Below are 19,097 nucleotides of genomic sequence, written 5' to 3' on the forward strand. Positions count from 1 at the left end.
GTGGTTCAGCGCGCCAGGTGCTTGATCATCGGCACGCAGGCCAGGGTCAGGCCCCGGGGCGACTGGTACTGGGCGATGCGCTCACCGACGAAGCCGCAGCGGCGATAGAAGTCGGCGGCGTTGAGGGTGGAATCCAGGATCAGGTGGGGCAACTCGGCTTCCAGCGCCCGTTCTTCGAGGTACTCCATCATCTTGCGGCCGATGCCGCGTCCCATGTAGGCCGGGTCGACGAACACCGCGTCGACCTGCCCGGTCTCCAGGTCGAGCATGCCGCTGGCGGTCACCTGATTGTCGATGACCGCGACATGGCCGGTGTTTTCCACCACTTCGATGAAGTAGTCGCTCAGTTCGCCAGCCGTCCAGACCTGGAGGTCCGCTTCGGGGTAGTGGCCGGCGCACTGCTGGTTGATGGCCTGGTTGCGAATGTCGAAGACCCGTTGTGCGTCGGCGCCGTGGGCTTTTCTGATGAGCATGCTGTGTCCGTTCCCTGGGGTTAGCCGCCCATCCTGCCAGAGCCCGGGCGCTGCTGTCATGCGGCCCTGGCCTGGATCAGCAACAGCCCCCAGCCGTTGGCGTGGTGCCGGGGTGGCGCGGGTGGAAATCCTGGAGGAAGCGTTCGGCGCTGTTCATGCTTTTTCATCCTTGCAGCAGGCAGAAGGGCGGCGGGCCTTGTTGCACGGCAGGCGCGAAACAGCGGGGGATTCAGTGCACGATGGTGTTGGGCGGCAGGTGCCCCAGGCGTTCGGTCAGGCGCAGGCGCTGGATCGGGTCGTCGCTGAGCAGCAGGGCGTGCTCCAGGTCGAAGCGTTCGGCATTCGGGCATTCCAGGCGCTGGTAGAGGCTGGCCCGGGCCAGGTAGTCGGCGGCGCTGCCGTTGCCGATTTCCAGGACCCGTTCGGCATTGATCAGGGCCCCCAGGTGGTCGTCGTAGGACAGGTGCAACTGGCGCAGGTTGCGTGACAGGCGCTGGAACATCTGCAGCGGTTCGGCGCTGGCCAGATGCTCGGCGCTGAGCTTGATATGGGCGCCGTACTGGCGCTGCAGCAGTTCCCGGCAATCGTTGGGGTACAGCCGGCGCCCGCCGCACGGGTCCAGCAGGTGGTCGGCACCGGGCACCCGCAGCAGGAAGTGCCCGGGAAAGTTCACCCCCGCCAGCGGCACCTGCAGCCGCTGCGCCAGTTCCAGGGCGATCAGGGCCAGGGCCAGGGGCTGGCCGCGCCGACGCTCCAGGACCTTGTCCATCAGCGCAGCCTGGGGCCGCAGGGGCAGGTGTTCGTCCTGCTGGAAACCCAGGTCGTTGAGCCGGCGCAACAGCGGTTGGCCAAGCTCGTTCGCCGGCAGCGTCGGCAGGCTGCTGCCCACTTGCTGCTGCAGTTGCTTGAACTCCTCTAGCAACAGGCCGGGCACCACCTGGGGATCATGCTCGGCGGCAATCCACAGGGCAGCTTCCAGCAGGGCGGGTGGCGAGCGGTGCAGACAGGCGAAAAAAGCTTGGCGCGGGTTCATCTCGATCTCCGACGGATGCCTCGTTTTAGCCTCGTGACGAAGCTTCGTCCAGTGTTGAAATGCGTGGTAGCAGGTTATTTCCCAAAGCCTGCAAAACCCCGGGGCTTATTCCTGCGCGGCGCAGCAAATTCCAGGCGCAAGCCTATACTGGCGTCTACAAGAAGTGATTCGGGAGCCCGTCGATGTTCGCTCTCATGCACAGCACCCGCCTTGAATCGCTGCACCTCAGCGTCGACCCCTGTACCGGGTTGAAGGCAGTGATCGCCATCCACGACAGCCGCCTGGGGCCCGCCCTGGGCGGCTGTCGTTACCTCGCCTACCCCGACGACAGCAGTGCCGTGACGGATGCCGCGCGCCTGGCCCAGGGCATGAGCTACAAGGCCGCCCTGGCCGGCCTGCCCCAGGGGGGCGGTACCGCCGTGATCATCCGCCCCGCCCATGTGGAAAGCCGCGCCGCCCTGTTCGAAGCCTTTGGCCGATGCGTCGAGCAACTGGACGGGCGCTACATCACCGCCATCGACAGCGGCACCTCGGTGGCCGACATGGACTGCATCGCCCAGCAGACCCGTTACGTCACCAGCACCAGTGCCGCGGGCGACCCGGCCCCCCATGCCGCCATGGGAGTGTTCGCCGGCATTCGCAGCACCGCCATGGCGCGCCTGGGCAGCGACAACCTGGAAGGCCTGCGGGTGGCGATCCAGGGGCTGGGCAACGTCGGCTATGCCCTGGCCGAGCAGTTGCACGCTGCCGGGGCAGAGTTGCTGGTCAGTGATATCGATGCCGGCAAGGTGCAACTGGCCATGGAGCAACTGGGCGCCCATCCCATCGCCAACGATTCTCTGCTCAGCACCCCTTGCGACATTCTCGCACCCTGCGGCCTGGGGGCGGTGCTCAACAGCCTCAGCGTGGCGCAACTGCGCTGCTCGGCGGTGGCGGGTTCGGCCAACAATCAACTGACCAACCTGCAGGTGGCCGATCAACTGGAGCGCCGCGGGATTCTCTATGCGCCGGACTACGTGATCAATTCCGGGGGGCTGATCTATGTGTCCCTCAAGCACCGCAACACGGAACTGCCGGTCATCACCGCCCACCTGTCGAAGATCAGCCAGCGGCTGACGGAAATCTTCGCCCACGCCCAGGCCGAAAAGCGCTCCCCGGCGCGAGTGGCCGATGAACTGGCGGAACGGGTGCTGTACCGCTAGGCATTCTTGCCTTAACCCTTGGCCAGGCTCTGTGTACCATCCGGCTGCGAAGTGCCCACTGACAAGGAATGTATCGACGATGCGTGAAGCGCTGGAGACCGGGCTGGATGAGCAGTTGTCCTGCCTGTTGCGGGCGGGGGCGGACTTTCAGGCGGTTCGTGATGTTCTTGTGGCATACCGGGACAAGGGCTTTTGCGCAGAGGCCGTATACAAGCATCTGGCATCACTCCGCCCTGGCGCATCAGAAGAGCTGGAGGACCGAATTCTGGAAGCCATGGATATCGCATCAGGTTTTTGTTCCGCAGGCTCCAGGGTCTGGGACGTCGCGCAATGACAGCGCCAGATATGGTCCCACCATTGACTGGCTGCTCCATCAGGCAACTGCAGTTGTACGCAGCGGCATGCCTGGCGGTTTACTGCGAACGAAAAGGCATTGCTCACCCGTCCATCGATGAGTTGATAAAGCACCTTGAGGGCTACCCGCCAAAGGGCGATCTACTGGCGTGGGAGAGAGCCGGGGCGCTGCTGGCACTCAATGGTCGCGGAGATGATTGGCCCCAGGAGCTTGTCGCCTTGATAGCGCCTGAAGAGGTCGAGGCGTTCTCCTGCATCGTTGACAGCGCAGTTGAGGTGGGAATGGTTGACCTGTATGGCGACTCGACTGAGATGCCCCTGGCCTTCCTGGGCAAGATCACTTCCCTGCTGCATCGCAACGCTATCGAATTGCCTGATCCGCCAGGGGCGAGAGCGCTTCAACCGGCCATCGCACAAGTGCCACTCTTGCCTTCGCAGGCATGAAAAAAGCCCTGTGCCAGGGGCACAGGGCTTATTCAATTCGCGTAAAGCCTATTTTGCGGCCTTGGCCGCTTTCGCCGGTTTGGCTGGCGCCTCGGCTTCAACAGGTTGCGGCTCTGCCACAGCCTCCACTACGGGAGCGGGGGCACTGAGCAACTCGGACAACGCGTCCGGCTGGCTCTTGAACGCCTTGGCGAACACATCGCGGTTCTTCGCCATGTAGATCCCGGCTTCTTCCACCTGCTGTTCGCTCAGCGACGGCACGGCTTTGTGCAACACTTCAGCGAGCAATTCAGCCAGTTCGAGCATTTTGTCATGACGGTCAGCTTCGGCTTTATCCATGAACAAGCGCTCCAGATCTCGGCTGCTGCGGTATACCACTTCGACGGCCATTCACCACCTCACATGCCTTCACGATAATGGGTCTGTATAAACACTGTATCTATATACAGGTCGAGAGAATAGGCGAAACCTTTTCCCTTGGATAGTGGCTTTTTAATGTAGACGCAATTTTTTTCCCGGGCCGATTGTTACCAGGCCGTGCCTCGTTGCCGGCGGCCACCATCTCATTGAAGGCTCCTGGCCTTTTTTCTGCATGCAGAACAACCGTCACGTCCAATCCGCATCATCCGGTCGAAACGACCTAAGGAAAAACCATCGTGAAAATCAATTGGGCCGAGAACCTGCGGCAGAACGTCCACCAGCTGGCCGAATCCCTGGGCAACCTGTTCGTCGAGTCGTTCCACTACCTGGCGCTTTTCGCCATCGGTGCGGTGACCGCCTGGGCGGCGGTGATGGAATTTTTGCAGATGATCGAGGTGGGCCACATCAAGATCGATGACATCCTGCTGCTGTTCATCTATCTGGAATTGGGGGCGATGGTCGGCATCTACTTCAAGACCAACCACATGCCGGTGCGTTTCCTGATCTACGTGGCGATCACCGCGCTGACCCGGTTGCTGATCTCCAACGTCTCGCACCACAACCCGCCGGACCTGGGCATCATCTACCTGTGCGGCGGCATCCTGTTGCTGGCCTTCGCCATCCTGGTGGTGCGCTACGCCTCGTCGCAGTTCCCTTCGGTGAAGATCGAGCATCCACAGCGCAAGATCGGCGCGGGCTCCGGCGAACACCCGGAAGTGGAGAAGGGCGAGCTCTAGAACCTCAGGGCCGGCGGCGCCAGCTTCTGGCCGGTGGGCGGCGGCAGGCCCAGGCTGTCGCCGTTGGTCATGGCTTCGAGAATGGCCACGGCACTGTGGCCCTGCTCGATGGCGATACCAAACTGAATGCTTTGCACCAGGCGCTTGATGCGCTGCGGGTCATTGCGCTGGGCCGCGCTGATCATGCGCTTGGCCACCACCCGGCCACCTTCGGACAAGGTCAGCATGATGCTGCCGTCCAGGCCCTGGATGCTCAGGTTGACCTGGTATTGCGGGGTGAAGGTGTCGGTAATCAGTTGAAAAGGGTTGTCCATGATGCGTCACCGCCTGATTGGATCGTGCAGTCATTGACCGGCAGGGCGCGGAATTAGTTCGCGATTCCGGACCACTGGCCAGTCGTTCGCCGAGGGTGGCCAACGTCCGTATTCCTCCCCCGGGACAAAGCAAGGGACATGCCGGGAAACGCGCCGGGCAATGAATACGGGGACAAAAAAGCGGACCACGAGGTCCGCTTTTTTTATCCCGGCCCGATTCAGGGCACGACCGAATAAATGATCGCAGACAGTGCGACCAGCCCGATCAGCACCACGAACAGGTTCGACAACTGGCCCGAATACTGGCGCAGTGAAGGCACCCGCCGGATCGCATACATCGGCATCAGGAACAGCAGGCAGGCGATTACCGGTCCGCCCATGGTCTCGATGATGCGCAGGATGCTCGGGTTGAAGGTGGCCACGGCCCAGCACGTGAGGATCATGAACAGCGCGGTGATCTTTTCCAGGCTGCTGGAGGACAGCGAGCGCCCCCGCAGGTTTTTCACGATCAGGCCCTGGAAGCCTTCGCTGGCGCCGATGTAGTGGCCCAGGAACGACTTGGTAATGGCCACCAGGGCGATCAGCGGGGCGGCATAGGCAATCACCGGGGTCTGGAAGTGGTTGGCCAGGTAGGACAGGATCGAGATGTTCTGTTCCTTGGCCGCTACCAGGTCCGCCGGCGACAGGGCCAGCACGCAACTGAAGCAGAAGAACATCACTGTCAGCACCATCATGCCGTGGGCCGTGGCCAGGATACCGCTGCTCTTGGCTTCGGCCTGCGGGCCGTAATGGCGCTTCTGATCCAGGGCGAAGGCCGAGATGATCGGCGAATGGTTGAAGGAAAACACCATCACCGGGATCGCCAGCCACAGGGTCTTGAAGAACAGCGGCAGGGGCATGCCTTCGCCGGCCGAGGCGAAGAACGCGCCGTTCCAGTTGGGGATCAGGCTCAGGGCCAGTAGCAGCAACGCGGCGACGAACGGGTAGACCAGCAGGCTCATGGCCCGCACGATCACGCCCTGGCCGCAACGCACAATGGCCATCAGGCCGAGGATCAGCAGCAGGGACAGCAGCGCCCGCGGCGGTGGAGTCATGTGCAGCTGGTGTTCCATGAAACTGCTCAGGGTGTTGGTCAGCGCCACGCTGTACACCAGCAGGATCGGGAAGATGGCAAAGAAGTAGAGCAGGGTGATCAGCTTGCCGGCGCCGACCCCGAAATGCTCCTCGACCACTTCGGTGATGTCTCCGGAGCGCCCGGAAAGAACGAAGCGGGTCAGGCCGCGGTGGGCGAAGAAGGTCATGGGGAAGGCCAGCAGCGCCAGCACGATCAGCGGCCAGAAGCCGCCAACCCCGGCGTTGATCGGCAGGAACAGGGTGCCGGCGCCGATGGCGGTGCCATACAGGCCGAGCATCCAGGTGGTGTCGTGCTTGCTCCAGCCCTGGCGGGCGCTGGTGGTGTCGCGGGGTGTGGCTACAGCAGGGTTTTGGGCAGCAGGTGTCGGTACATCGGTCATCGTTATCGCCTCGTTATTATTTTTGCTCGGGCTCACGTAGTGCGGACGGTCAGGGAAGGCTCCTCAGCATTCCACCCAGCTCACCGCCAGGCCGCCCCGTGAAGTCTCTTTGTATTTGTCATGCATGTCGGCGCCGGTATCGCGCATGGTGCGGATCACCCGGTCCAGGGAGATGAAGTGCTTGCCGTCGCCGCGCAGGGCCATCTGGGTGGCGTTGATCGCCTTCACCGCGGCAATCGCGTTGCGTTCGATGCAGGGCACCTGCACCAGCCCGCCTACGGGGTCGCAGGTCAGGCCGAGGTTGTGCTCCAGGCCGATTTCCGCGGCATTGCACAGTTGCTCCGGGGTCGCCCCGAGGATCTCCGCCAGCCCGGCGGCAGCCATGGCGCAGGCCGAGCCCACTTCGCCCTGGCAGCCGACTTCGGCGCCGGAGATGGAGGCGTTCTTCTTGCACAGGATGCCCACGGCGGCGGCACCGAGGAAAAAGTTGAGGATGTCGTCGTCACAGGCCTGCGGGTTGAACTTCATGTAGTAGTGCAGCACCGCCGGGATGATCCCCGCCGCGCCGTTGGTGGGCGCGGTGACCATGCGCCCGCCGGCGGCGTTTTCCTCGTTCACGGCCAGGGCATAGAGGTTGACCCACTCCATGGCCGAGAGGGTCGAGGTGATGACATTCGGCTTGCCGATTTCCAGCAGGCTGCGGTGCAGCTTGGCGGCGCGGCGGGGTACGTCGAGGCCGCCGGGCAGGATGCCTTCGTGGCGCAGGCCCTGTTCCACGCATTCGCGCATCACCGACCAGATGTGCAGCAGGCCGCTGCGGATCTCGGCGTCGCTGCGCCAGGCCCGTTCATTGGCCAGCATCAGTTCGCCGACCCGCAGCTTATGGGTCTTGCACAGGGCCAGCAGTTCAGCGGCACTGTTGAAGTCGTAGGGCAGTTGGACGCCGGTGGTGGTTTCGGCACCGGCCTCGACCTGGGCCGCTTCGATGATGAAGCCGCCACCCACCGAGTAGTAGGTCTGCTCCAGCAGCGTGCCCTGCTCGCCAAAGGCGGTCAGGGACATGGCGTTGGGGTGGTAGGGCAGGCTTTCGTCCAGCAGGAGCAGGTCCTGCTGCCAGTCAAAGGCAATGGGGCTGTGCCCGCCCAGCAGCAGTTGGCCGCTGTCGCGCAACTGCTGGATGCGCGGGTTGATGCTGGTGGGGTCGATGCTGTCGGGCCATTCACCCATCAGCCCCATGACACTGGCGCGGTCGGTGGCATGGCCGACGCCGGTGGCGGACAGCGAACCATAGAGACGGATCTGTACCCGCTGCACCTGGTCTTGCAGGCCCTGCTCGAACAGCGCCTGGGCGAAGGTCGCGGCGGCGCGCATCGGGCCCACGGTGTGGGAGCTGGAGGGACCGATACCGACTTTGAAGAGATCGAAAACACTGATAGCCATGCTAAAGCCTTACAAGCAATGGAAGGTGGATCGCTGCCATTTTTTGTAGGCCAAGCGCAATGTCGGCGATACTGCCCGCCTCGGTCAGCACTGACCAACGAAACTTCCTAAGAGATCCTTTAGCAGGGCTAAACGATGAGCCGACAATTTCATGCCCAGACCTATGTCTGGCTGCATGTGTTTTCCTGTGCCGCGCGGCACCTGTCTTTCACCCGGTGTGCAGAAGAGCTGCACATCACCCCGGGGGCGGTCAGCCAACAGATCCGCCAGTTGGAGGAGCGCCTGGGTTTTCGCCTGTTTCACCGGCGGCCCCGGGGGGTGGAGCTGAGTGCCGAAGGCCAGCGGCTGGCGCTGACGGTGAGCGAGGCCTACGGCAGCATCGACGCGGAACTGCGCCGCCTGGATGCGGGGATGATCGGGGGGACCTTGCGCTTGCGCTCGATCCCGTCGTTTCTCGGCAAGTGGCTGACTCCGCGCCTGCCGCGCCTGCAGCAGCGTTATCCGGAGATCCAGCTGCGGCTGGTGGCCGAAGACAGCAGCGTGGCCCTGCACGAGGGCGACTTCGACCTGGCCATCGACCTGAACGACGGCAGCTACCCCGGCTTGCAGTCCACCGCGTTGCTGGACGAGCAGATCTTCCCGGTGTGCGCCCCGAGCCTGCTGCGTGGGCGCCCGCCGCTGCACGGTCCGGCGGACCTGGCGCACTTTGCGCTGTTGCACGACATCACCGCCTGGCGCGGCAGCTATGAATACGCCGAGTGGGAGTTCTACCTCAATGCCATCGGCTTCGAGGGCGCGGACGTGCGTCGTGGCCATACCTTCAATCGCAACCACCTGACCATCGAGGCGGCGATTGCCGGCATGGGCGTGGCGATTGCCCGGCGCACCCTGCTCAATGACGAACTGGAGCGTGGCACCCTGATCGTGCCTTTCGGCCTGGCGGTGCCCAACCACAAACGCTACGTGCTGCTCTATGCGCCGGGCGCACTGAGCCATCCGGGCGTACGCGCGGTGCATGACTGGCTGGTGGAGGAAGCGGAGATCTTTCGCGGCTTGCACCCTTTGGGCGAGGGGCAGCTGTGAGCGGTTTTGACTGATGCGTGGGGCGGGCTAACTCCCGACCTTAACAGCGCCTTTGCGGTTTGTCCGGCTTTATTTGCGTATGAATATTTATCTTTTTTAAGGGGTTGAAATGTTCGCCGCCGTGCCTAATTGTGTAATCAAGAGGTCACGAAATGCAGGTTCCAACACACTGCCTTGACCCTCTTACGAGCAAGCTGAAATAAGGGAAGAACTATGCAAATCCAAGTCCATAGCGATAACCATATTCAAAGCAGCCTTCGGATGGAGGAGTGGGTGCGCAGCACCGTTGAAAGCACGCTCGAACGCTACGAAGAAGACCTGACCCGGGTAGTGGTCCACTTGCGGGACGAGAACGGCGGCAAGTCGGGTCCGGACGATATGCGCTGCCAGCTGGAAGCCCGTCCGAAAGGTCACCAACCGATTTCCGTGACCCACAAGGCCGACACCCTGGAGCAGGCCCTCGACGGCGCCACCGTCAAGTTGGAAAGTGCCCTGGAGCACATGTTCGGCAAATTGCGCGGCAAACGTGCGGCAGCGGTGCCCACAGCCGATGGCAGCGAGGCAGATGCCCTGCTCGAAGAAGAATTCCTGGAGAACCAACAGGCCGCGCTCAATAGCTGACGGCCGAGTTTCACCCCCCAACCGGACGGGCCTGCATTGCAGGCCCGTTTTGCTTTGTGGGGAAAATTAATCAGAACGCCACGGAGGTCTGCACATAGAGCGTGCGGGGCTCGCCTACGTACTTGCCCTTGTTGTTGTCGTCGAAGGAACGGGTGAAGTACTGGTGGTTGAAGATGTTCTTCACCCCCACCGCCACGTTCAGGTCCGACAGTTGCGGGCCGAAGTCATACCCGGCGCGGGTGCTGAACAGCATGTAGCCGGGGATGCGCCCGGTGCTGCCATCGGCGCTTTCGGCACGGGTGTTGGCATTGTCGGCAAACTGGCTGCTCTGGTAGCTGCTGTCGAGGTTGAGCTTCCACGGGCCTTCGGTGTAGCTCACCCCCAGGGTGCCCTTGTGCTTGGAAGAGAAGGGCACGCGGTTGCCCTTGTTCGGGCCGTCTTCACGAATGGTGGCATCGACATAGGCGTAGGTGGCGTAGACATCGAAGCCCGCCAGCGCCGGGGCCAGGTCATCCAGGGCGTAGCTGACGCTGCTCTCGATACCCTGGTGGCGAGTCTCGCCCCGGGCGATCACCGTGTCGTTGGTCTGGTTGCTGTCGTACTGGTTGTCGAAGTTGATCAGGAAAGCGCCGATCTCCGCCCGCAGGGTGCCGTCGTCATAGCGGGTGCCCAGTTCCCAGGTGCGGGCTTTCTCCGGCTTGACCTCGCCACTGGCCACGCGGTTGGGCATCTGGCTGTACTGCACGCTGCCGAAGGAGCCTTCGGTGTTGGCGTAGAGGTTCCAGCTCTCGTTGAGGTGGTACATCACATTCAGCGCCGGCAGCGCGGTGTTGTAGTCACCCTTGTATTTGACGTGGGTGAGGTTGTTGCTCTGCTGCGACTCGATCATCTCGTAGCGGATGCCCGGGGTCAGGGTCCACTTGCCGATATCGATCCGGTCATCGACGAAGAACGCATGGGCTTCGGTGCCGCCACGGGTGTCGCGGTCATTGCGGCTGTTGCTGGTGGGCAGTTGCTGGTTGGCGGTCAGCGGCGTGCGATAGCGCAGTTCATGACCGGCCTCGTTGATGTAGCGGTAGCCGACGCCCACTTCGTGGCTGCTCTCCCCCAGGTCGAAGCCTTGGGCGAAACGGGTTTCCAGGCCGCGTACCCAGTATTCGCGAGGCGACAGGGAGAGGAAGCTGCCCTGGTCCAGGTAACCGCTGCGCAGGGTCTTGGTGAAGAAGCTGTTGACGGTGAATTCGCGGCGATCTTCCTGGTAGCGGTAGCCGACGTTGAACATCGTGCGCCGGCCCCAGAACTTGTCGTAGGGGCGGGTCGACTGGTACGGGTCGGCCTTGTAGTCCGCCACGTTCAGGCCGCCGGGCATGTCCGCCTCACCTTCGTAGTACTGGGCCATGGCATTGAAACTGTTGGCTTCATCGAGCTGGTACTTGCCCTTGAGGATCAGGTCGTCGATCTGCGTGTCGCTGTGTTCGCGCCAGTCGCCGCCGCGGGTGCCGGAGTACAGCAGGGCGCCGCCCAGGCCGTTGTCGGCGGTGCCACCGGCCAGCAGGTTGCCGGTGGTCTTGAAACCGTCATGGCTGGAGGAGGGGCTGGTTTCGGTCTGGAAGCCGCCCTTGACCGTCGGCGCGTCGGGAATTGCCCGGGTCACGAAGTTGACGATGCCGCCGACGTTCTGCGGGCCATAGCGCACCGCGCCACCACCGCGCACCACGTCCACTGCATCCATGTTGCCCATGCTGATGGGGGCAAACGACAGTTGCGGCTGACCGTAGGGGGCGAAGGGTACCGGGATGCCGTCCATCAGCACCGTGGAGCGCGAGGCCAGGCGCGGATTGAGGCCGCGGATGCCGAAGTTCAGCGCCATGTCGTGGCTGCCGGTGCCGTTGTTGTCCGGTGCGTTGACCCCGGGAATCCGATTGAGCACGTCCCGCGCCTGGGTGGCGCCCTGGCGTTCGAACTCCTCGCGACGGATCACGTCCCGGGCCCCTGGGTGCTCGAACACATCGCTTTGCTGGGCATCGCCGAGCCAGTCGCCGACCACGCTGGAGGCGCCCAGGTGCAGCGGCTGCGCAGCGGCCTCGGGGCTGGCCGGTTGCAGGCTGAAGGCATTGCTGCCCTCGGCCCGGGCTTGCAGGCCGGTGCCTTGCAGCAGAACGTTCAGGCCTTCCTGCGGGCTGTACTGGCCTTGCAGGCCACGGCTTTGCACGCCACTGGTGACGTGTGAGCCGAAAGAGATCAGCACCCCGGCTTGCCGGCCGAACTGGTTCAGGGCGTTTTCCAGCGAGGTCGGGGCGATTTGATAACTCTGGGCCTGGGCCTCGGCGGCCTGGACCAGGGGCAGGCTGGCCAGGCTCAGGCTGGCCCCCAGCAGCAAGTGGCGCAGGGTACGGGCCAGAGGCGTGAGGCAGGTGGGTTGCTCGGTCATGAAGGTGGGTCCTGAGAAGGGGGAATCAAGGGGGCTTTCCTCCTCTGTCACTTGAACCTGGGGAAACGGCTCATGGGCGGTGGTTTTTTTTCGGTGCCGGGGCGGGCGGCGATTGGTTTGCGGGGGCTTGGGTGCGGCCCGGGTCAAGGGCGCGTCCCCTGCGGAGCCGGTTGCAGCCCGCGGCAGCGGCGACAGAGTGCCGTCAGGCGCGGGCCTGGACGGTGACCCAATAGCGGGTGAAGCGACGTACCTTGACCGGCAGGCTGATCTCCAGCAGGTCGAGAATCCGCTCGCTGTCATCCAGGGGGTAGCTGCCGGAAATCAGCAGGTCCGCCACCTGCGCATCACAGTTGAGCTGGCCGCGGCGGTAGCGCCCCAGTTCGTCGAGAAAGTCCGCCAGGCGCATGTGCGCTGCCACCAGCATGCCTTCGCTCCAGGCGCCGCTGCCGGCATCCAGGGCCCGGGGAGCTTGCCAGCTGTTGCCGGTGAAATTCAGTTGCTGCCCGGCCGCCACCTGGGGCGGGGTTGTGGCGTAGTCCAGGGGCGTCACGCCGACGGTTCCGGAGAACACCGCCAGTTGGGTGTAGTCCTTGAATTGGCGCAGGTTCAGCCGCGCGCCTTGCGGGCTTACCTGCCCTTGTGCGGTCTGCACCCGCAGCGGCCGGGCATCCTGGGCACTGGTGAGCATGATCTCGCCCTCCAGCAGGCGGATCAGCCGTTGCTGGCCATCAAAGCGCACATCCACCGCGCTGCTGGTATTGAGCTGCAACTGGCTGCCGTCGCTCAGTTGCAGTTTGCGCCGCTGCCCCAGGGGGCTGCGGTAATCCGCCAGCAGTGGCGGCAGCGGGTTGTGCTCGCGCAGGCCCCAGGCGGCGGCCGAGCCGGCGCCGAGAATCAGCAGCAGCTTCAGTACCTGGCGCCGGCTGGCAGATTTCGGCGCGTTCAGGGCGGCGTGGGCCAGGGGCGAAGACAGGCCACGCAGGCGCTGGTTGACGCGCTGGATATGCTCCCAGGCCCGCTGATGTTCGCTGTGGGCATCGTGCCATTGCTGCCAGGCCTGTTGCTGGCGCGCGCTCAAGGGCCCGCCCTGCATTTCGATCAGCCAGTGCACAGCCTGTTCGGCCACCTGGTTGCTGAAATCGGGCTGGCCATTGAGGTGTGGGTTCATCGAGGCACTCACAGGGCGAAGTAGCAGCGCATCGCCGCTTTGTTCAGGTGGCGTTTGACCGTGGCGATGGAGATATTCAGCTCCCGGGCGATTTCGCCGTAGGTCAGGCCGTCCAGCTGGCACAGCAGAAAGGCTCGCTTGACCGGCCGCGGCAGGCCGTCGAGCAGGCTGTCCAGATCCATCAGGGTTTGCAGGATGATGGCCCGCTCTTCCTCGGAGGGCGCCACCTGTTCAGGCATCTGCGCCAGGGTTTCCTGATAGGCCCGCTCCAGGTCCTGGCGCCGGTAGTGGTTGAACAGCACGCGCTTGGCGATGGTGGTGAGAAACGCCCGGGGCTCGATCAGGGCCGGTGTTTCCCGGGCGCTGAGTACCCGGATGAAGGTGTCCTGGGCCAGGTCTGCGGCGCTGTGGGGGCAGCCGAGCCGGCGCCGCAACCAGGTGTTCAACCAGCTGTGATGGGCCTGGTAGAGGCCTTCGACGGTAGCGGTGTGGGACAAGCCGGACGCTCCTGCACCGAGATGGCGCATAAGAGAACAAGAATTGTTCGCATTGTAGTGGGGCGACATGGCATTCGGCAATCAGGCCGGACCGACGGGTTTGCATCGGGTTCGTCGCTGCTTTTTGCATATGAGAATATTTATCATTAAACTTGCCCGCCTACTTCCCCCGGCCGCCTGTGTGCTGTGCCGGACCTCCCCTCGCGTCAAGGTCGAAACATGAAAAGCAAGGCTGGCGGTCTTTCCGCTTCCTATCGTCTGGCGGTGGCTTCGCGGGTATTCGCCGCGGTGCTGGGGGGCTATCTGCTGGCGGCGCTGGGCAGTGTCTGCCTGACCTTGCTGCTGCCCCTGCCCAGGGCCGATGCGGTGGTCAGCGGAATGGTGACGTCCTTCCTGTTCTATCTGGTGGCAGTGCTCTGGTGCTTTGCCTGTCGCAGTGCCTGGCAGGCCTGGCTGGGCCTGTTGCTGCCGAGCCTGGTGCTGGCGCTGGTCGCCGGCAGCGCCTACTGGGTGGCCCTGCTATGAAGGAAGGATTTCGCCAGTCCATGGCCTGGCTGCACACCTGGAGCGGGCTGCTGTTCGGCTGGTTGCTGTTTGCGATCTTCCTCACCGGGACCCTGTCCTACTTCAAGGATGAGATCACCCACTGGATGCAGCCGGAGGCGCCGGCCCGGGTCCTGAACGCCGATGCCAGCCTGGGGCTGGCCCAACGCTACCTGGAACGCCATGCCCAGGGCGCGCAACGCTGGTTCATCGGCCTGCCCGATGCTCGCCAGCCGAGCCTGTCGGTGGGCTGGCAGGCGCCCGGCAAACCCGGCGAGCGCGGTGCCTTCACCGAGAAACTGCTGGACCCGGCCACCGGCAGCGAAGTGCATGTGCGCGACACCCGCGGCGGCGAGTTCTTCTACCGCTTCCACTTCCAGCTGCAGATGCCCTATCCCTGGGGCCGATGGCTGTCGACGATGGCAGCCATGGTGATGTTCGTGGCGCTGATCAGCGGCATCATCACCCACAAGAAAATCTTCAAGGACTTCTTCACCTTCCGCCCGCGCAAGGGCCAGCGCACCTGGCTCGACGGGCACAACGCGGTGGGCGTGCTGGTGCTGCCGTTTCACCTGATGATCACCTACAGCAGCCTGGTGATCTTCATGTACATGGTCATGCCGGCGAGCATCCTGGTGGCCTACAAAGGGGATTCCGATGCCTTCTTCGAGGACTTGCGGCCCGCTGCTGCCGCTGCCTCGGCCGCCGGGCAGAGTGCCCCGCTGGCCCCCCTCGAACCCATGCTGAAGCAGGCCCGGGAACGTTGGTCGGGCGGCCATGCGCAGCGCCTGGTAGTCAGTTACCCGGGGGACCTGAATGCCTCGGTGCAGGTGTTTCGCCATGAAGCCGACCGGGTGGCCCGGGATTTCGGCAGCCAAGTGGCGTTCAACGGCGTGACCGGCCAGCCGTTGCAGGCCTCTGCCGAGCAATCCCTGCCGCTGGCCATCGGCGGCAGCTTCTATGGCTTGCACATGGGGCGCTTCGCCGGGCCGGTGTTGCGCTGGCTGTACTTCCTCTGTGGGCTGGCCAGCACCGCGATGATCGGCACCGGGCTGGTGATCTGGCTGGGCAAGCGCCAGCTCAAGCATGCCAAGAGTGCCGCCCAGCCTTTCGAACTGCGCCTGGTGGAAGTGTTGAACATCGCCAGCATGGCCGGGCTGCTGCTGGCGGTGGCGGCGTTCTTCTGGGCCAACCGCCTGTTGCCCGTAGGCTTCGCCGAACGCGCCGACTGGGAGGTCAACAGCTTCTTCTGGGCCTGGGGCCTGAGCCTGTTGCACGCCTGCGTCCGCCCCGGCCGTCGCGCCTGGGTTGAACAACTGGGCCTTGGCGCCTTGCTGTTCGCCGGGGTGCCGGCGCTCAGCGTGCTCACCAGCCCGAGCCTGATGGATGGCTTCATGGTCCGGGGCGACTGGGCCATGGCGAGTTTCGACCTGGCGTGCCTGGGCAGTGGCCTGTTCCTGGCCTGGGCGGCGCGCAAGCTGCATCGCGCGGGGGCCGCCGCCACAGCCACGCCCCGGGTGCCCCGGCAACGCCCGCCGGCTCCTGAAACCGAGGTGAATTGAATGCTCCTGGTGCTGTTGCTCTGTTATGCCGGTTTTACCGGCCTGTGCCTGTCCCTGGACCGGCATCACGGCGAGCTGCTCGGGCACAAGCCTTCGGCCCTGCGCCGCCACGGCCTGCGTCTGGGCGGCTGGATGCTGCTGGGCCTGTCGCTGGCAGCAGCAGTGCAGGGCACCGGCTGGAGCCTGGGGCTGGTGCAGTGGTGCGCGGTGCTGATGTTCAGCGCCTTGCTGCTGGTGCTGCTGTTGCCCTATCGGCCGCGCCTGGTGCTGACGATGGCGGGGGCCAGCCTGCTGGCCAGCCCGGTCGCGGCCCTGGCCCACTTCTGAGCGGACCGACGATGATGAGCACCCTGCCACCGGAGCCTGCCGAGGGGGATCACCCTGATCCGCAGGGCAGCCGTGCGCATTTTCTCCAGGTGTTCCTGTCCCAGCGTTCGCAGATGGAGGCCCTGGTCAGCCGCCGGGTCGGTTGCCGGGCTACCGCCGCCGACCTGGTGCAGGACCTGTTCCTGCGCTTCTGGCGCCGGCCCCTGGTGCAGGTCGAGGAACTCAGCACCTACCTGCTGCGTTGCGCCGGCAATATCGCCATCGACCACCTGCGCAGCGAGGGCGCGCGAGTGCGGGTCAATGAAGGCTGGCTGCCAGAGCAGCAGGACAACCAGGGCAGCGAGCCCCAGGCGGCGCTGGAAGCCGGCAACGACCTGCGGCATGTCGAAGCGGCCCTGCGCAGCCTGCCGCAGCGCACCCGGCAGATCTTCCTGCTCAACCGCATCCACGGGCGCAAGTACGCCGAGATCGCCAAGGCCATGGGCTTGTCCCAAAGCGCCGTGGAAAAACATATGATGCGCGCCCTCGAAGCCTGCAAGGCCAGCCTGCGGGAAGCCCCGGGCACGCGCACGCCAAGGAATGCACCGTGAACCACCGCACGAGTATCTGCCCGACGCCCGCTCAGGAGCAGGCCGCGCTGGCCTGGCTGAGCCTGCTCCACGATCAGCCCAGCAGTGGCGACCAGGCCACCTTCAGCCAGTGGTTGCAGGCCGACCCCGCGCATATCGAGGCCTATGCCCAGGCCCAGGTGGTGTGGGAGCTGAGCGAGCAGCCGGCGCGCACCCTGGCCGATGAAGACGCCTTTGCCCTGCACGGCCTGCTGCGTTCCATGGATGCTGCCAGGGGCCGGGCCCGGCGGCGCTGGTCGGCGGGGCTGGCGCTGGCCGCCAGTGTATTGCTGGCGGTGGCCCTGGGCGCCGGCTGGCAGCCCGGGCGCTGGGTCGATGACCTGGGGGCCGACTACGTTTCCGCGCCGGGCCAGGTGCGCACCCTGATCCTGGCCGACCAGAGCCAGGTGACCCTGGATGCCGACAGCGCCATTGCCGTGGATTTCAGCCGCGGCGAGCGGCATGTGCAGCTGCGTCGCGGCGCCGGTTTCTTCAGCGTCAGCCACACCGGCGAGCCCTTTGTGGTGGACGCGCAAGAGGGGGAGGCGCGGGTGCTGGGCACCCAGTTCGAAGTGCGCCTGCAGCCGGGCGGGGCCCAGGTCACGGTGCTGTCCGGCCGGGTGGGGGTCACGCCGGCCAAGGGCGCGGCGCAGCAGGTGCTCGGCGCCGGGCAGCAAGTGGCCTACGGACATGGCGTTGCGGCCCCGCTGCACGCTGTCGACAGTGAGGCGCAACTGGCCTGGCGCCAGGGCTGGCTGAACTATTACCACGCGCCTCTGGCCGAGGTGGTGGACGACCTGCGGCGCTATTTCCCCGGGCGTATCCTGCTGCTCAACGATGAACTGGCGGCGCGGCGCATCAGTGGCAGTTTCTCCAGCAAGGACCCGCAGGCGGTCCTCGATTCACTGCAGGCGGTGCTCGGCTTCCAGCAGCATCGGGTGCTCGGGAGGTTCATCGTCCTGCGCTGAGAACCGCGTCCCAGAGCTCCCGAACATTCATCGTTATCACTCCGTTCTGTCACCAAACCGTTACATCAGACGGGGATGATCTGCGCATTCCTGAGCACATGGTCAGGATCGGCGAGGGTTGTGATTCAGCTCTCACAAGGGAGGGATAGCTGAAGCGGGAGCAAGACGATGCGCAGCTGGGATGTAGCTAAAAAGAAAAAAGCTCATATCGAGATCATTCCGATGATCGATGTGATGATGTTTCTGCTGGTGTTCTTCGTACTCATCAGCCTCAACGTGATCCCGGCCGTAGGGATCAAGACGCAGTTGCCGGTCGCCAGTACCGCGCAACAGTTGAAGCCGCAAAACAAGGCAGTGATTACCCTGGGCCTGCAAGAGCGCCTGCAACTCGATGGCCAGGACCTGGATGAAAGTGCATTGCTGGCGCAACTCAAAGTGTTGAACGACAGCAGTGAAAAGTTGGTGATCATTATCAACAGCGATCAGGGCGTGGAAGTTAAACGCCTGGTTTCGGTGATGGACTTGCTCAAGGGCAATGGCTTCTCTTCCGTCTCCATCGCTACACGCAAGTCCTGACGCCATGTTCAGTCTCTATAGAACTCGCAAGTTGCTTGCGTGCCTGCTGCCGGCTGGCCTGTTGTTGCTGGTGATCTATACCAGCCAGTTGCAGCAGTTGCAGATCAAGCCGGTGTATGACGAAAGCACCGTGGAAATCGCCCTGGTCGATGCCGCCGAACTGCTGGCGGCGGCCGAGCCACCACCGCCACCGCCTGAGCCGTTGCCCATCGAGCCCGAGCCGCCGCAGGTGGTGCCGGAGGAAGAACCGCTGGTGATCGAGCCGCCGAAACCCAAGCCGGTGGTCAAGCCCAAGCCGCCGGTGCCCAAGCCCATGGTGGCCAAGCCTGCGCCACCCAAGCCGGCCCCGGCCGTGGCCCAGAACGCCCCCACCGCGCCGCAGCCCGCAGTGGCCGCTGCGCCGAAACCGGTGGCCGCACCGGCTCCCGTACCTGCTCCGGCCACCGCGCCCGCGGCGCCCAGCAGTGCAATCAAGGAAAGTCTGTACACCGCCGCTTTGCGCAAGGAACTGGAAAAGCACAAGCAATACCCCAGCGGCCGCGAGGCCTCGCTGCAACGTCCCCAGGGCGATGTGGTGATCTGGCTGGAAGTCGATCGGGCCGGCAACGTGCTCGACAGTGGCATCGAAAACAAGGCGCCGAACATGTTGCTCAATCGCGCGGCGCAAACCAGTTTGCGCCGCGTGGAGAAAGTTTCGCCGTTTCCCTCGGACGCGTTCTCCGGCAAGAACAAGCAACGTTTTACCGCGACCTTTAGTTACAACGTGGAATAAACCCATCACC

21 protein-coding genes and 1 pseudogene are annotated in these 19,097 nt (G+C 64.3%); 13 read left to right on the forward strand and 9 right to left on the reverse strand.

What is annotated here, in order from left to right; all coding sequences use genetic code 11:
- Positions 1-5: 5 nt before the first annotated feature.
- Both AC1RMG_RS07935 and AC1RMG_RS07940 read right to left on the reverse strand, forming a co-directional pair.
- Positions 6-473 (reverse strand): GNAT family N-acetyltransferase, encoded by a 468-nt coding sequence (locus AC1RMG_RS07935; RefSeq protein WP_015634198.1) that lies wholly within the window; start codon positions 471-473, stop codon positions 6-8.
- A 229-nt stretch (positions 474-702) separates the two neighbouring features.
- The gene (locus AC1RMG_RS07940; protein WP_011059326.1) at positions 703-1,506 is read right to left on the reverse strand and encodes a SirB1 family protein; all 804 of its coding nucleotides are present in this window, start codon (positions 1,504-1,506) and stop codon (positions 703-705) included.
- A gap of 182 nt (positions 1,507-1,688) precedes the next feature.
- Here AC1RMG_RS07940 and AC1RMG_RS07945 point away from each other — a divergent pair, with 182 nt between their 5' ends.
- From AC1RMG_RS07945 to AC1RMG_RS07955, 3 genes are all read left to right on the forward strand, one after another.
- On the forward strand, positions 1,689-2,708 hold the full coding sequence (locus tag AC1RMG_RS07945) for a Leu/Phe/Val dehydrogenase (protein WP_011059327.1): 1,020 nt from the start codon (positions 1,689-1,691) through the stop codon (positions 2,706-2,708).
- A gap of 79 nt (positions 2,709-2,787) precedes the next feature.
- The gene (locus AC1RMG_RS07950) at positions 2,788-3,042 is read left to right on the forward strand and encodes a hypothetical protein (protein WP_041774068.1); all 255 of its coding nucleotides are present in this window, start codon (positions 2,788-2,790) and stop codon (positions 3,040-3,042) included.
- Positions 3,039-3,506 (forward strand): hypothetical protein, encoded by a 468-nt coding sequence (locus tag AC1RMG_RS07955; protein WP_493168890.1) that lies wholly within the window; start codon positions 3,039-3,041, stop codon positions 3,504-3,506. Before AC1RMG_RS07950 ends, AC1RMG_RS07955 begins: the two co-directional genes overlap by 4 nt.
- A gap of 135 nt (positions 3,507-3,641) precedes the next feature.
- Here AC1RMG_RS07955 and AC1RMG_RS07960 read toward each other — a convergent pair.
- Positions 3,642-3,896, reverse strand: a pseudogene (locus tag AC1RMG_RS07960) (YebG family protein); the annotation flags it as partial.
- 266 nt (positions 3,897-4,162) lie between these two features.
- On the opposite strand from AC1RMG_RS07960, the gene AC1RMG_RS07965 reads away from it, so the two are divergent.
- Complete coding sequence (locus AC1RMG_RS07965; protein WP_011059330.1) at positions 4,163-4,663, forward strand: phosphate-starvation-inducible protein PsiE; 501 nt, start codon at positions 4,163-4,165, stop codon at positions 4,661-4,663.
- On the opposite strand, the gene AC1RMG_RS07970 is transcribed toward AC1RMG_RS07965, so the two are convergent.
- The 3 genes from AC1RMG_RS07970 to AC1RMG_RS07980 form a co-directional block, all read right to left on the reverse strand.
- On the reverse strand, positions 4,660-4,977 hold the full coding sequence (locus tag AC1RMG_RS07970; RefSeq protein ID WP_011059331.1) for a DUF3509 domain-containing protein: 318 nt from the start codon (positions 4,975-4,977) through the stop codon (positions 4,660-4,662). The two genes, AC1RMG_RS07965 and AC1RMG_RS07970, sit on opposite strands and share 4 nt — an antisense overlap.
- Positions 4,978-5,195: 218 nt before the next feature.
- Positions 5,196-6,491: a serine/threonine transporter gene (locus tag AC1RMG_RS07975; RefSeq protein ID WP_123577460.1), complete on the reverse strand. Its 1,296-nt coding sequence runs from the start codon at positions 6,489-6,491 to the stop codon at positions 5,196-5,198.
- 63 nt (positions 6,492-6,554) lie between these two features.
- Positions 6,555-7,931, reverse strand: coding sequence for an L-serine ammonia-lyase (locus AC1RMG_RS07980; RefSeq protein WP_093404674.1), 1,377 nt, complete (start codon positions 7,929-7,931; stop codon positions 6,555-6,557).
- Between the two features lie 135 nt (positions 7,932-8,066).
- Between AC1RMG_RS07980 and AC1RMG_RS07985 the strand changes: the two genes are divergently transcribed.
- Together AC1RMG_RS07985 and AC1RMG_RS07990 are read left to right on the forward strand one after the other, a co-directional pair.
- A complete protein-coding gene (locus AC1RMG_RS07985; protein WP_011059334.1) occupies positions 8,067-9,014 on the forward strand; it encodes a LysR substrate-binding domain-containing protein in 948 nt (315 codons plus the stop codon).
- A 213-nt stretch (positions 9,015-9,227) separates the two neighbouring features.
- Positions 9,228-9,635: an HPF/RaiA family ribosome-associated protein gene (locus AC1RMG_RS07990; RefSeq protein ID WP_493168892.1), complete on the forward strand. Its 408-nt coding sequence runs from the start codon at positions 9,228-9,230 to the stop codon at positions 9,633-9,635.
- Positions 9,636-9,705: 70 nt separating this feature from the next.
- On the opposite strand, the gene fecA is transcribed toward AC1RMG_RS07990, so the two are convergent.
- The 3 genes from fecA to AC1RMG_RS08005 all read right to left on the reverse strand — a co-directional run bounded on the left by fecA (position 9,706) and on the right by AC1RMG_RS08005 (position 13,731).
- Positions 9,706-12,066: a TonB-dependent Fe(3+) dicitrate receptor FecA gene (gene fecA / locus AC1RMG_RS07995; protein ID WP_493168894.1), complete on the reverse strand. Its 2,361-nt coding sequence runs from the start codon at positions 12,064-12,066 to the stop codon at positions 9,706-9,708.
- A 202-nt stretch (positions 12,067-12,268) separates the two neighbouring features.
- Positions 12,269-13,234 carry a FecR domain-containing protein gene (locus AC1RMG_RS08000; protein ID WP_401018802.1) on the reverse strand — a complete coding sequence of 322 codons (966 nt, stop codon included), beginning with the start codon at positions 13,232-13,234 and terminating at the stop codon, positions 12,269-12,271.
- Positions 13,235-13,242: 8 nt separating this feature from the next.
- Positions 13,243-13,731, reverse strand: coding sequence for a sigma-70 family RNA polymerase sigma factor (locus AC1RMG_RS08005; RefSeq protein WP_019093370.1), 489 nt, complete (start codon positions 13,729-13,731; stop codon positions 13,243-13,245).
- Between the two features lie 219 nt (positions 13,732-13,950).
- On the opposite strand from AC1RMG_RS08005, the gene AC1RMG_RS08010 reads away from it, so the two are divergent.
- From AC1RMG_RS08010 to AC1RMG_RS08040, 7 genes are all read left to right on the forward strand, one after another.
- Positions 13,951-14,256 (forward strand): DUF3649 domain-containing protein, encoded by a 306-nt coding sequence (locus AC1RMG_RS08010; protein ID WP_011059339.1) that lies wholly within the window; start codon positions 13,951-13,953, stop codon positions 14,254-14,256.
- On the forward strand, positions 14,253-15,836 hold the full coding sequence (locus AC1RMG_RS08015; RefSeq protein ID WP_493168897.1) for a PepSY-associated TM helix domain-containing protein: 1,584 nt from the start codon (positions 14,253-14,255) through the stop codon (positions 15,834-15,836). Before AC1RMG_RS08010 ends, AC1RMG_RS08015 begins: the two co-directional genes overlap by 4 nt.
- Positions 15,837-16,163 (forward strand): DUF3325 domain-containing protein, encoded by a 327-nt coding sequence (locus tag AC1RMG_RS08020; RefSeq protein WP_047283981.1) that lies wholly within the window; start codon positions 15,837-15,839, stop codon positions 16,161-16,163.
- A gap of 11 nt (positions 16,164-16,174) precedes the next feature.
- Positions 16,175-16,753, forward strand: a complete 579-nt coding sequence (locus tag AC1RMG_RS08025; RefSeq protein WP_011059342.1) for an RNA polymerase sigma factor — start codon at positions 16,175-16,177, stop codon at positions 16,751-16,753.
- Positions 16,750-17,739: a FecR family protein gene (locus AC1RMG_RS08030; protein ID WP_015634214.1), complete on the forward strand. Its 990-nt coding sequence runs from the start codon at positions 16,750-16,752 to the stop codon at positions 17,737-17,739. The genes AC1RMG_RS08025 and AC1RMG_RS08030 overlap by 4 nt, the downstream gene beginning before the upstream one ends.
- A gap of 168 nt (positions 17,740-17,907) precedes the next feature.
- Complete coding sequence (locus AC1RMG_RS08035; protein ID WP_011059344.1) at positions 17,908-18,315, forward strand: ExbD/TolR family protein; 408 nt, start codon at positions 17,908-17,910, stop codon at positions 18,313-18,315.
- 4 nt (positions 18,316-18,319) lie between these two features.
- On the forward strand, positions 18,320-19,087 hold the full coding sequence (locus AC1RMG_RS08040) for an energy transducer TonB family protein (RefSeq protein WP_011059345.1): 768 nt from the start codon (positions 18,320-18,322) through the stop codon (positions 19,085-19,087).
- The last annotated feature ends 10 nt before the right edge of the window (positions 19,088-19,097 follow it).

The sequence above is a fragment of the Pseudomonas sp. GW822-FHT04H02 genome, from assembly GCF_058800645.1.